Origin of the sequence: Chromobacterium amazonense, from assembly GCF_001855565.1 — a bacterium.
Lineage (GTDB): Bacteria > Pseudomonadota > Gammaproteobacteria > Burkholderiales > Chromobacteriaceae > Chromobacterium > Chromobacterium amazonense.
Genome location: NZ_MKCR01000004.1, coordinates 115,103 through 127,693, shown reverse-complemented (window position 1 = coordinate 127,693; position 12,591 = coordinate 115,103). Strand labels below are relative to the sequence as shown.

At 63.4% G+C, this 12,591-nt stretch carries 12 protein-coding genes; 6 read left to right on the top strand and 6 right to left on the bottom strand.

From position 1 onward, the window contains the following. The first annotated feature begins 226 nt into the window (after positions 1–226). Positions 227–1,540: a sodium-dependent transporter gene (locus BI343_RS03720; RefSeq protein ID WP_071108707.1), complete on the top strand. Its 1,314-nt coding sequence runs from the start codon at positions 227–229 to the stop codon at positions 1,538–1,540. Between the two features lie 24 nt (positions 1,541–1,564). Here BI343_RS03720 and BI343_RS03715 read toward each other — a convergent pair whose 3' ends face one another. Continuing rightward, positions 1,565–2,212 (bottom strand): MarC family NAAT transporter, encoded by a 648-nt coding sequence (locus BI343_RS03715; protein ID WP_043623749.1) that lies wholly within the window; start codon positions 2,210–2,212, stop codon positions 1,565–1,567. Between the two features lie 192 nt (positions 2,213–2,404). Between BI343_RS03715 and BI343_RS03710 the strand changes: the two genes are divergently transcribed. From BI343_RS03710 to dinB, 3 genes are all read left to right on the top strand, one after another. Beyond that, the gene (locus tag BI343_RS03710; protein WP_071108706.1) at positions 2,405–2,863 is read left to right on the top strand and encodes a copper chaperone PCu(A)C; all 459 of its coding nucleotides are present in this window, start codon (positions 2,405–2,407) and stop codon (positions 2,861–2,863) included. Between the two features lie 372 nt (positions 2,864–3,235). After that, on the top strand, positions 3,236–3,538 hold the full coding sequence (locus BI343_RS03705) for an Rdx family protein (RefSeq protein WP_043623754.1): 303 nt from the start codon (positions 3,236–3,238) through the stop codon (positions 3,536–3,538). 13 nt (positions 3,539–3,551) lie between these two features. Beyond that, positions 3,552–4,871 carry a DNA polymerase IV gene (dinB, locus tag BI343_RS03700; RefSeq protein WP_244886561.1) on the top strand — a complete coding sequence of 440 codons (1,320 nt, stop codon included), beginning with the start codon at positions 3,552–3,554 and terminating at the stop codon, positions 4,869–4,871. Here dinB and rodA read toward each other — a convergent pair. From rodA to BI343_RS03675, 5 genes are all read right to left on the bottom strand, one after another. Next, positions 4,793–5,890 (bottom strand): rod shape-determining protein RodA, encoded by a 1,098-nt coding sequence (gene rodA / locus BI343_RS03695; protein ID WP_071108705.1) that lies wholly within the window; start codon positions 5,888–5,890, stop codon positions 4,793–4,795. The genes dinB and rodA overlap by 79 nt on opposite strands. Then, on the bottom strand, positions 5,871–7,811 hold the full coding sequence (mrdA, locus tag BI343_RS03690) for a penicillin-binding protein 2 (RefSeq protein ID WP_043623761.1): 1,941 nt from the start codon (positions 7,809–7,811) through the stop codon (positions 5,871–5,873). Before mrdA ends, rodA begins: the two co-directional genes overlap by 20 nt. Positions 7,812–7,825: 14 nt before the next feature. After that, a complete protein-coding gene (gene mreD, locus BI343_RS03685) occupies positions 7,826–8,329 on the bottom strand; it encodes a rod shape-determining protein MreD (RefSeq protein ID WP_071108704.1) in 504 nt (167 codons plus the stop codon). Between the two features lie 6 nt (positions 8,330–8,335). Then, complete coding sequence (gene mreC, locus BI343_RS03680; RefSeq protein ID WP_071108703.1) at positions 8,336–9,244, bottom strand: rod shape-determining protein MreC; 909 nt, start codon at positions 9,242–9,244, stop codon at positions 8,336–8,338. Positions 9,245–9,309: 65 nt separating this feature from the next. Then, entirely contained in the window at positions 9,310–10,353 is a 1,044-nt protein-coding gene (locus BI343_RS03675) for a rod shape-determining protein (RefSeq protein WP_043623769.1), read from the bottom strand. A 350-nt stretch (positions 10,354–10,703) separates the two neighbouring features. Here BI343_RS03675 and gatC point away from each other — a divergent pair, with 350 nt between their 5' ends. Beyond that, a complete protein-coding gene (gatC, locus tag BI343_RS03670) occupies positions 10,704–10,991 on the top strand; it encodes an Asp-tRNA(Asn)/Glu-tRNA(Gln) amidotransferase subunit GatC (RefSeq protein ID WP_043623772.1) in 288 nt (95 codons plus the stop codon). An 83-nt stretch (positions 10,992–11,074) separates the two neighbouring features. Further along, a complete protein-coding gene (gatA, locus tag BI343_RS03665; RefSeq protein WP_071108774.1) occupies positions 11,075–12,526 on the top strand; it encodes an Asp-tRNA(Asn)/Glu-tRNA(Gln) amidotransferase subunit GatA in 1,452 nt (483 codons plus the stop codon). Positions 12,527–12,591 lie beyond the last annotated feature (65 nt).

The following is a 12,591-nucleotide window of genomic DNA, read 5'->3' as shown; positions in this document are numbered from 1 at the left end:
TCGTTGAAGGGCATGCCGGGCTTGACGAGGCGTCGTCAAAACCGGCATGCTGTGAAAATGATGCAAACGAAACCCACTCCCTCTTTCAACCGCAACTGGTGGTGGCGCAGCTGATCGGCGCGCCAGGGGAGTTGTCGTTTGTTGTTCCGGGCCGCCGCACAGGGCGGCCTTGTTTTATCCAGTCTCACCCCGCGCGGCGGCAGCTTCAGCTAGTTCAGGAGTATTCATGCAGCGCACGCAGTGGGGTTCCCGCCTCGGTTTCATTCTGGCCTCGGCCGGCGCCACCGTCGGTTTAGGCTCGATCTGGAAGTTTCCTTACGTCACCGCGATGAATGGCGGCGGCGTTTTCTTGCTGGTGTATCTGGCATTTACCTTTACCTTGGGCCTGGCGCTGCTGCAGGCCGAGCTGGCCATCGGCCGCGCCGCCGGTTGCGGCGCCGTGGGCGCGTTTGCCAGGCTGGGTTCGCGCCGCTGGAAGCTGCTGGGCTACAGCGGCGTGTTGTGCTGCTTCTTGGTGTTCGCCTTCTACAGCGTGGTGGGCGGCTGGACCCTGGGCTATCTGTTGCGCGCCGTTGATGGCCGGGTGATGAGCGATGATATGTCGGCGCTGGGCCAGCTGTTCGGCCAGTACGTCGGCAATCCGGTGGAGGCGCTGCTCACCCATGCCTTGTTCGCCGGACTGACCTTGCTGGTGGTGGTGGGCGGGGTGCAGCAGGGCATAGAGCGCGCCGGCAAGGTGTTGATGCCGCTGCTGTTCCTGCTGATGCTGGGCTTGATCGCGCGCGCGCTGACGCTGCCCGGCGCCTTGGCTGGGGCGGAGGCGCTGTTTCGCCCCGATTTTTCCAGGCTGACGCCGGCCATGCTGGTGGAGGCGCTGGGGCTGGCCTGCTTCTCGCTGTCGGTGGGCGCCGGCTGCATGCTGGCTTACGGTTCGTATCTGGGTCAGGACACGCGGCTGGGCAATTCGGCGCTGTGGGTCACGGGGTTGACCGCGCTGACTTCGGTGCTGGCGGGGCTGATGATTTTTCCGGCCATCTACGCCTTCGGTCTGGACCCGCAGGCCGGGCCGGGCTTGACCTATATGGTGATGCCGGTGGTGTTCAACCATTTGCCCTACGGCCAGCTGTTCGCCATCGTTTTCTTCATTCTGCTGCTGATGGCGGCGCTGACCTCGGCGGTATCGTTGCTGGAAGTGGTGGTGATTCTGCCTATCGACGAATTCGGCGTCAGCCGCCGCAAGGCTACCCTCGCCGTCACTGCGCTGGTGTTTCTGGCCGGCGTGCCGGCGGCTTTGTCCTTTGGCCCGCTGGCCGATTGCAAGCTGTTTGGCCGTAATATCTTCGAGCTGATGGACTATGCCGCCTGCAACATCTTGCTGCCGCTGGGGTGCATCGGCACTGCCTTGTTTGCCGGTCGGGTGGCCTGGCCGGCAGTCAGCGATCAGCTGCGGCTGTCGGCGTGGGCTGAGGCGTGGATGCGCTTGAGTTGCCGCTGGTTGGCGCCGCTGCTGATCGGGGTGGTGCTGGTATACAACTTGTAGCCGTGCAAATCAGGCTATGGCGTTTCACGAACCCGCCATGAAGGTGCGGATGCCGGAGCCGACGAACTGCACGCCGATGCAGATCAGCAAGAAGCCCATCAGCCGGGTCATCACTTCGCGGCCGCCGCGGCCCAGCCGCTCCGAGATCAGCAAGGACGACTTCAGCGTCAGCCACATGCCGACGCAGGTCAGGCCGATGGCGGCGAAGGTCATGAAAAAGGCGATGGCCTTGGCCGGCAAGGTGGATAGTTCGGCGATTTCGGTGGAGATGCCGATTACCACCGCGATGGTGCCGGGGCCGCTGATGCCGGGCATGGCCAGCGGGAAGAAGGCGTAGTCCTCGCGCTCGCCGGATTGCTTGGGCGCCTGGCCCGGGTCTTGCGAAAGGAACAGCATGCGGTAGCCCAGCACCGCCACCACGAAACCGCCGGCAATGCGCAGCGCGCCGTATGAGATGCCGAAGGCGGCCATGATCAGGTTGCCGGCCAACAGGCTCACCGCCATGATGGCTGCTGCGAACACGCAGGCGCGCTTGGCTTGCGAGTCGCGGTGCGAGTCGCTCATTTCGCGCGTCAGCGTGATGAACAGCGGAATCTTGGACAAGGGATTGGTGATGGTGATCAGGCTGAGCAGACCGCCAAACAGGAATTGCAGCGACAACGTTTTGAACATGATGCAGGGCCGATGGAGAAGCCATGCGATTGTAGAGGGTTCCGCGGCCAGCGGGTAGCGACTAGACGCGCTTTAAAACGATGGCATGAAGAGGTGTTGCATCGGCGACGGGCTGCGACATTTTGTCGCGCCCCGCGATGGGCGCGCGATGGTACAGTCAAAGGTATTTTCGATCATTTCATGGAGTCCGCGATGAAACGTTTTGCCGCCGCCCTGTTGGGCATGTGCCTGTCCGGTCTGGTTGCCGCCCATTCTTTCCAGCTCGGTTCCATCCACATCGGCCATCCGTGGAGCCGCGCGATGCCGGAAACCAGCGCCACCGGCAGCGTGTACCTGTCTCTGGAAAACCAGGGCAAGGAGACTGACAAGCTGGTATCGGCCAGCACGCCGCGCGCCGACACCGCCGAACTGCACACCCACGTCAACGACAACGGCGTGATGCGGATGCGCAAAGTGGACAGCGTGGAGCTGGCGCCGGGCAAAACCGTCAAGTTCGCCCCCGGCAGCTACCATGTGATGCTGATGGGCCTGAAACAGCCGCTGAAGGCCGGCGATCATTTCCCGCTGACGCTGAAGTTCGAGAAGGCCGGCAGCGTGAAAGTGGACGTCGTCGTGCAGGATGGCGGCGCGGCCGCGGAACATAGCCACTGAGCGTTGCGGCTGGACTATTCCGGCCGGATCTCGGTAAACGGCAGCTTGCATCGGATAATCGGGCAAGCTGCTGTTTTTTATGCGTATCGGGTTTCGTTGCGCCGAAGTTACATATTGCTTTGCAGCAATGAATTATATGCTTAGCGCTCGCTTTACAGCCAGATTGCGACTGGGCACACTCGGTTCTGCGACGAGTTTTGAACAAGACTTTACCCTGGCCGCCGGCTCCCGAAACTGGTTTTGCGCCAAGTCTGCCAATACAAAAGAGAATGATGGAGGAGCGGGTGCCATGCACCCGAAAACAAATTAAGACAGGGGGCCGGCGTCATTTTTCTGCGTTATGCTTTCGTTTTGTCTCGTCGCCTTCCCGCCATGTCTGATTCCGCCACTCCCGCTTTCCTTCCCCGAGTCGTCATTCATTACTGCACCGGTTGCCGCTGGCTGCTGCGCGCAGGCTGGCTGGCCCAGGAACTGCTGACCACGTTTGAAAAAGAAGTGTCCGAAGTCGCCCTGCGCCCCGGCAGCGGCGGGGTGTTCCGCGTCGAGGTAGACGGCGAGTGCCTGTGGGACCGCAAACAGGATGACGGCTTTCCGGAACTGAAGCTGCTCAAGCAGCGGCTGCGCGACCGCATCGCCCCGGACAAGCCGCTGGGCCATAGCGACCGCCCCGCTTGAGAACCCTATCGCCATGAACGCCATCCAGCGCAAGATCATCCATGTCGATTGCGACTGCTTCTACGCCGCGATCGAAATGCGCGACGATCCCAGCTTGCGCGAGGTGCCGCTGGCCATCGGCGGGCGGCCTGAAACGCGCGGCGTGGTGGCCACCTGCAATTATGTGGCGCGCCGTTTCGGCGTGCATTCGGCGATGGCTTCGGCGCGCGCGCTGCGGCTGTGCCCGGAGCTGGTGATCCTGCCGCCGGACATGGCGCGCTACCGCCTGGCCAGTCAGCAGATCATGGCCATCTACCAGCGTTATACCGAACTGATCGAGCCCTTGTCGCTGGATGAGGCGTATCTGGACGTCAGCGGCCGGCCGCACGAGCAGGGCAGCGCCACGCGGATGGCCGAGGCCATCCGCCGTCAGATTCGCGACGAGGTCGGCATCACCGCCTCGGCCGGCATCGCGCCGAACAAATTCCTGGCCAAAGTGGCCAGCGACTGGAACAAGCCTGATGGGCAATTCCTGGTGCGGCCGCAGGACGTGGACGCCTTTGTCGCCGCCTTGCCAGTGGAAAAAGTGCATGGCGTGGGCAAGGTGACGGCGGAGCGCTTGCACAGGCTAGGCATCCACAGCTGCGGCGATTTGCGGCGCTGGACGCCGGCCGACCTGTTTCGCCATTTCGGACGCTTCGGCGAACAATTGCTGGCGATGGCGCACGGGGTGGACGAGCGGCCGGTGTCGCCGGACCGCAGCCGCAAGTCGATCAGCGTGGAGGAGACTTATGCCCAGGACCTGCCGGACCTGACCAGTTGCCTGTCCAAGCTGCCGGAGCTGGTGGAGCGGCTGCAGGCCAGGCTGGCGCGCAACGGCAACCCGGAATTCAAGGGTTTGTCGGTCAAGTTGAAGTTCGACGATTTCAGCCAGACCACGGTGGAGCAACTGGGCCAGGCCTTGTCGATGCCTGTGTTCGCCCAGTTGCTGCGCACCGGCTTCGCGCGCGGCGCGCGGCCGGTGCGGTTGCTCGGCATCGGCGTGAAGCTGGCCGACGAGCACGATCTGCCGCGCCAGCTCAGGCTGTTCGACCGCCACGGCCGGCCGCTGCCGGACAGCGCGCTGCCGACTGACGCCGGACGGCGCAAGCGGGGACCCGCGCTTGTTCAACGCCAAGCCGCTGGAGAAAGTCCCGAGCCAAGGCGCGCCGATGCAGGCAGTACATTGAGTGCGGCAAGGAGGCGCAACGCAGGATCAGGGCTTTTGCCAGCGGCTTACAGCCTGCGCAGATTGCTGATGCCCATCAGCATGCCCATGCCGATGAACAGCGTCACGGTAGCGGTGCCGCCGTAGGACATGAAAGGCAAGGGCACGCCCACCACCGGCAAGATGCCGGACACCATGCCCATATTGATGAAGGCGTAGACGAAGAAGGACATGGTGATGGAGCCTGCCATCAGCCGGCCGTACAGCGTTTGCGCGCTGGCGGTGATCATCATGGCGCGGCTCAGAATCAGCAGATAGAGCGTGAGCAGCACCAGGTTGCCGGCCAGGCCGAACTCTTCGGAGTACACCGCGAAGATGAAGTCGGTGGTGCGTTCCGGGATGTAATCCAGGTGAGTCTGCGTGCCATTGAGCCAGCCCTTGCCCCAAGGCCCGCCGGAGCCGATGGCGATCATGGACTGGATGATGTGGTAGCCGGTGCCCAGCGGGTCGGTGGTGGGGTCGATCAGCGTCAGCACGCGCTTGCGCTGGTAATCGTGCAGGTGGTTCCACACCAGGGGCATGCTGGCGGCGGCCAGCACGATGCCGCCCAGGATCACCTTCCACGGCAGGCCGGCGAAGAACAGCACGAAGAAGCCGGCGGCGGCGATCAATAAGGCGGTGCCGAGGTCGGGCTGTTTCAGCACCAGGCCTACCGGCACCAGCATCAGCGCCGCGGCCACCAGATAATGCCACCAGCGCAGCGACAGTTCGTTCTTCTGGAAGAACCAGGCCAGCATCATCGGCAGCGCGATCTTCAGGATTTCCGACGGCTGGATGCGGGTGACGCCCAGGCTGAGCCAGCGGGTGGAGCCATTGACGGTGATGCCCTTGAAATGCACCGCCAGCAGCAGCAGCACACCCAGCGCGTAGATCGGCGGCGCGAAGTTCATCACGCTCTGCGGACGCATTCGCGCGATCAGCCACATCACCGTCAGCGCCATCGCGGTGTAGATCAGCTTGTTGTCTATCTTGTCGAAGGACTGATTGTTGGCGGAATACAGCAGCACCATGCTGACCAGGAACAGCAAGCCCAGAAACAGCATCAACCAGCCATCCAGCGGTTCCTTGATCTGTTGCCAGATTTGCTTAATCAGCGGCGTCTTCACTCACGTCTCCGTTTTCCTGCGGGATGGTCTTCAGCAGGCCATTCATGTCTTTGGGCACCTTGCCCAATAGATAGAAGTCGAACAGGCCGCGCGCCACCGGCGCGGCGGCGGCGGCGCCGAAGCCGGCGTTCTCCACGATGATGGCCACCGCGATCTTCGGTTTCTCCACCGGAGCGAAGGCGATGAACCAGCTGTGGTCGCGGTATTGCTCTGCCAGCGCTGCGGCGTTGTACTTGGCGCCCTGCTTGATCGCCACCACTTGGGCGGTGCCGGTCTTGCCGGCCATGGTGTATTGCAGCCCCTGGCCGACGCGCGCGCCGGTGCCGGAGATCATCACGTTGTGCATGCCTTCCTTGATGTAGTCGAAGTACTCCTGCGGGTAGGGCAGCTGCTTGACCGGCTTGGGTTCAATCAGGCGCACCTGGCCGGTTTTGGAGTCGACCACTTGTTGCACAAGGTGCGGTTTGAAGGCGATGCCGTTATTGGCCATGATGGCGGTGGCGTTGGCCATCTGCAGCGGGGTGTAGGAATTGAAGCCCTGGCCGATGCCGACGCTGACCACATCGGCCGGATACCAGCGCCGCACTTCCGGCTTGTAGCGGGCGAAACGCTTGGCCTTCCACTCCTTGGACGGCAGCACGCCGCTGGCCTCGCCGTCCAGGTCGATGCCGGTTTTGCTGCCCAGGCCGAACGATCCGACCACCGGGTGGATCTTGTCTATGCCCATGTCCCAGGCCAGCTTGTAGAAGAAGGTGTCGCTGGATACGGTGATGGCGCGTTGCAGATTGACCATGCCGTTGCCGCCCTTCTTGCTGTCGCGGAACTGGTGGCTGGAGCCGGGCAGGGTGAAATAGCCGGGCGCCGGACGGATGTCGTGCATGCCTATGCTATGGGTGACCAGCGCCGCCATCGACATGAAGGGCTTGAAAGTGGAGCCAGGCGGATAGGTGCCGCGCAGCGCCCGGTTGACCAGCGGCTTTTGCCAATCGGCGTTCAGCGAGGACCAGGTCTGGCTGTCGATGCCGTCGATGAACAGGCTGGGGTCGAAGCCCGGTTTGGACAGGAAGGCCAGCACGCCGCCGGTGTTCGGGTCTATCGCCACCAGCGCGCCGCGGCGGTCGCCGAACAGTTTGTCGGCCATTTCCTGCAGCCGGATGTCCAGCGCCAGCTTCAGCGTGTTGCCGTTGATCGGCGGCGTGCGGCGCAGCGTGCGCACCGCGCGGCCGCCGGAGTCGGTTTCCACTTCCTCGAAGCCCACCTGTCCATGCAGATCATCCTCGTACACCGCTTCCAGACCGGTCTTGCCAATGTAGTTGGTGCCCTTGTAGTTGGTGGTCTTGTCCTCGTCGTCCAGCCGCTCCTTGTCCTTCTGGTTGATGCGGCCGATATAACCCAGCACATGGCTGGTCATCTCTTTGTACGGATAGTCGCGGAACAGCCGCGCTTTGACCTCCACGCCGGGCAGTTCCCAGGCGTGGGAGGCCACGCGGGCCGCTTCGGCGTCGGTCAGCTTGACTTTCAGCGGGATGGATTCGAAGTTCTTGCTCTCGGCCAGCAGCTTTTTGAACAGCTTCTCGTCGCGCGGGGTCACGTCGGCCAGCGTCTTGAGTTTTTTGATGGTGGCGTCCAGGTCCGGCATCTTGCTGGGCGTCAGCTCCAGCGTATAGGCCGAATAGTTTTGCGCCAGCACCACGCCGTTGCGGTCCAGGATCAGGCCGCGATTGGGCAGGATGGGCACCAGCGAAATGCGGTTGTTTTGCGCCAGCGTGGAGAAGTGGTCGTGCTGCAACACCTGCAGCCAGATGAAGCGCGACAGCAGCACCAGGAACATCAATATGATCAGCGCGTAAGCGATGACCAGCCGCAGCTCGAACTGCTCCTCGTCGTTCTGCGGGTTCTTGAAGCGGGTTGGGCGGCGCATGGATCAGTCAGGTTTCATGCCGAGTGTTGGCGGTAAGGTACGAGCATCAGCTTGGTCAGCAGCGGCCACAGCAGCGCGCCGATCAAGGGCGGCAGGAAATAGCTCCAGCCGACGAAGGCCGAGCCGGTCAGCATTCTCACCACCACCATGATGAGCTGGTTGGTGAACATCAGGCCCAGCACCACCAGCGCCTGTTGGCCCAGATTGAACATCACCAGCTGGCGCTGGCGGCTCATGGCGAGGAAAGCGGTAATGGAGTAGGCCAGCGCGTGCTGGCCGAACAGCCCCGCGGTGGACACGTCGGCGACGATGCCCATCAGGAAGGCGATGCCGATGCTGACGCGGCGAGGCTGGTTGATCACCCAGTACAGAATCAGCAGGCCGATGAAATCGGGCAGCCAGCGGGTGCTGCCGTGCGGCAGCGGCACCAGCTCTATCAGCACGGCGAGCACGAAAGTCAGGAAAATGAAGCGGCGCTTGACCGGCTTGAGCAGTTCCTTGGGTCGGTCCAACGACATCGGCGCTTACTCCTCGTCGGCGGACTTTCTGCCGCCCTTGGTCTTTTTCTCCGGCAGCGGCGGCGGTTCCGCCGGCCGCGCCGCTGTTTGCTTGGCTTGCAAGGCCAGCACGTAGCGGGTCTGCTGCACGCCGGCCAGCGGCTGGGTGCTGACGCGGGTGAAGGCGGCGCCGGCATTGCGGTCCACCTTGGTCACCATCGCCACCGGGATGCCTTCCGGGAACAGTCCGTCGAGGCCGGAGGTGACGATGCGATCGTTTTCCTTGATGTCCGAACTCTGCGGCAGATAGCGCAGCTCCACGCCGCCGCCATAGCCGTACAGGATGGCGCGCTCGCCGGTGCGTTCCACCATGACCGGCACCATCTGGTTCTTGTCGATGATCAGCGTCACCTCGGCCGTCAAAGGCTGCACGCGGGTGATCTGGCCTAGCAGGCCGCGCGAGTCCACCACCGGCTGGCCGGGCAGCAGTTTGGCGTCCGCGCCCTTGTCGATGATGATCTTGTACGAGAAGGGGTCGCGGCCGGTGTACAGCGTCTCGGCGATCTGGGCCGCGTCGTCGCGCTGGCTGCGGATTTCATTCATCCGGCGCAGTTCGTTCAGCTCGCGTTCCAATGTCTGCAGGCGGCTCAGCTGCGCCGTCATCTGCATCTGGCGCGCGCGCAGTTCGGTGTTTTCCAGCTTCAGCTCGGTTTGCGAGGTCAGGTAGTCGCCGACGTGGCGCATGGCCTGCGCCGGCAAATTCACGGCGCGCTGAACCGGGTACAGCGCCAGCGACAGCGCTTCGCGCGCCTGCTCCATCAAACCGTAACGGCTGTCGCCGATCAACAGCACGATGGACGCGGCAACGCTCATCGCCAGGCGCGCGCCAGCAGGCGGCCCGGAGCGGAAAAAGCTGGGGGTGTTGGCGAAATCCATGGGCACAGCCGCCGCGCCTTGACGGCGCGGGGTTCGCTCGCTTTATCGGTGGTATTGGTGGAAGTTTAGGGCACGTTGGTGAAAATGGTGCCGATCTTATCCATTTTCTCCAGCGCCTTGCCGGAGCCGCGCACCACGCAGGTCAGCGGCTCTTCCGCCACGAACACCGGCAGGCCGGTTTCTTCGGCCAGCAGACGGTCGATGTCCTTCAGCAACGCGCCGCCGCCGGTCAGCACCATGCCTTTTTCGGCGATGTCGGCGCCCAGTTCCGGCGGGGTCTGTTCCAGCGCGATCTTGACCGCGGAAACGATCTGGTTCAAGGGCTCGGTCAGCGCTTCCAGGATTTCGTTGGAAGACACGGTGAAGGCGCGCGGAATGCCTTCGGCCAGGTTGCGGCCCTTGACTTCCATCTCGCGCACTTCGGCGCCGGGGAAGGCGGAGCCGATGGTCTTCTTGATTTCCTCGGCGGTGGTTTCGCCGATCAGCATGCCGTAGTTGCGGCGGATGTAGTTGATGATGGCTTCATCGAACTTGTCGCCGCCCACGCGCACGGAGTTGGAGTACACCACGCCGCCCAGCGAAATCACGCCGACTTCGGTGGTGCCGCCGCCGATGTCCACCACCATGGAGCCGGTCGGCTCTTCCACCGGAAGGCCGGCGCCGATGGCAGCGGCCATCGGCTCCTCGATCAGCTCGACGCGGCGCGCGCCGGCGGCGAGCGCGGAGTCGCGGATCGCCTTGCGCTCCACCTGGGTGGAGCCGCAGGGCACGCAAATAACGATGCGCGGGCTGGCGGCGAAGAAGCGGTTCGGGTTCACCTTCTTGATGAACTGCTTCAGCATCTGTTCGGTCACGGTGAAGTCGGCGATCACGCCGTCCTTCATCGGGCGGATGGCCTGGATGCTGCCCGGGGTGCGGCCCAGCATGCGCTTGGCTTCCAGGCCGACGGCCAGGATGGATTTCTTGTTGGTCGGGGCGTCGCTGTGAATGGCGACGACCGAGGGCTCGTCCAGCACGATGCCCTTGCTGCGCATGTAGATCAGGGTATTGGCGGTGCCAAGGTCGATGGCGAGGTCGTTGGAAAAGTATCCGGTCAGCGAACGAAACATTGGGCGGTCCTGGTCAGTTTTCGTCAGTGGCGAACGCCGGCGGCGTTCGGGTAAATCCAGTTCATCTGTTTTCGGCCCATGCTGCGGCCCCCTTGGCGTGGCATGAAACCACCGCAATCGGCTTCGTCATGCGGGCGGATGGTACGCCCGGTCGGCTGGCCTTTGCGGTGCTTGTCCGAAACGTCCCGGGCGGCGGTAGCAGGCCTGCTTTTTCTGCGCCCCGGCGCATGCTTCCTTGTGGCAGAAAATGCCTGCGGAATGCGTCGTGGCGCAATGTCGATCTTGGGAGAATCAAACGGGGTATGATACCCTATAAAGCTTGAAATATTAAAGGTTTTAACGAGGAAGCCATGTCGCTGACGCACCAGGATGTCGCACGGATCGCCAAGCTTGCCCGCATCGATGTGAGCGAGGCGGAAATCGCCGCCACGGCGGATCAGCTTAACAACATTTTCGGCCTGATCGAAAAGATGCAGGGGGTGAATACCGACGGCATCGAGCCTATGGCCCACCCGCAGGACGTGTCGTTGCGTCTGCGCGACGACGTGGTCACCGAAACCAATCAGCGCGAACGTTTCCAGGCGGTCGCCCCGCAAGTGGAAAAAGGCCTGTTCCTCGTTCCCAAAGTGATCGAGTAAGCCTGTGAGCCGTCCCGGCGCCAATGGTTCCCTCCATTCTGCCGACCGGGCCCGACTATCCGGATAGCAAGATTTTGATCGAAATGACACAAGCCACTCTCAAGCAATTGTCGCAGCAATTGGCGGCAAAGCAAGTTTCCAGCGTAGAACTGGCCAGCCAGTACCTCGATCGCATCGAGGCGCTGAATCCGCAACTCAACGCCGTCATCTCCGTTGATCGCGAAAAAACCTTGTCCGAGGCGCGGGCGGCCGACGCGCGCCTCGCCGCGGGCAGCGCCCATGCGCTGACCGGCGTGCCGCTGCTGCACAAGGACCTGTTCTGCCAGGAGGGCTGGAAGACCAGCTGCGGCTCCAAGATGCTGGACAACTTCGTCTCGCCTTACAGCGCCCACGTGGTGGAGCAGTGCGCCGCCGCCGGCATGGTGACATTGGGCCGCGCCAATATGGATGAGTTCGCCATGGGTTCGTCCAATGAGAACTCGTTCTACGGCGCAGTGAAGAACCCGTGGGATCTGAACGCCATTCCGGGCGGCAGCTCCGGCGGCTCCGCCGCGGCCGTCGCCGCGCGCCTGGCGCCGGCGGCCACCGCCACCGACACCGGCGGCTCCATCCGTCAGCCGGCCAGCCATTGCGGCGTCACCGGCATCAAGCCGACCTATGGCGTGGTGTCGCGTTACGGCATGGTGGCCTTCGCCTCCTCGCTGGATCAGGGCGGCCCGATCGCCCAGACTGCCGAAGACTGCGCGCTGATGCTGAACGTGATGGCCGGCTTCGACGAGCGCGATTCCACTAGCCTGGAACGCGCCCGCGAAGACTACACCCGCGATCTGAACCAGTCGTTGGCCGGCCTGAAGGTGGGCCTGCCGCGCGAATACTTCGCAGCCGGCCTCGATGCCGACGTCGCCCGCGCGGTCGATAACGCCGTGAGCGAACTGAAGAAGCTGGGCGCCGAGGCGGTGGAAATCAGCCTGCCGAACACCGAGCTGTCCATCCCGGCCTACTACGTGATCGCGCCGGCCGAGGCCTCCACCAACCTGTCCCGCTACGACGGCGTGCGCTACGGCCATCGCGCCAAGGAGTACAAGGACCTGGTGGAGATGTACGAAAAGACCCGCGCCGAAGGCTTCGGCGACGAGGTCAAGCGCCGCATCCTGGTGGGCAGCTACGTGCTGAGCCACGGTTACTACGATGCCTACTATATCAAGGCGCAGAAGATCCGCCGCCTGATCGCCAACGATTTCAAGGCCGCCTTCGCGCAGTGCGACGTGATCCTGGGGCCGGTGGCGCCGACCGCCGCCTTCGACCTGGGCCAGCTGTCGTCCGATCCGGTAGAGATGTATCTGTCCGACATCTACACGCTGTCGGTGAACTTGGCCGGTTTACCGGGCATGAGCGTGCCGGCCGGCTTCGCCGCCAACGGCCGCCCGATCGGCCTGCAGATCATCGGCAACTACTTTGCCGAAGCCAGGATGCTGAACGTGGCGCACCAGTTCCAGCAGGCGACTGACTGGCACACCCGCGCGCCAGCATTGTGATTGAATGAGTTAGCCACGAAAAAGCGATGAATTGGCCACGGAAGCACACGGAAGAACACGGAGCG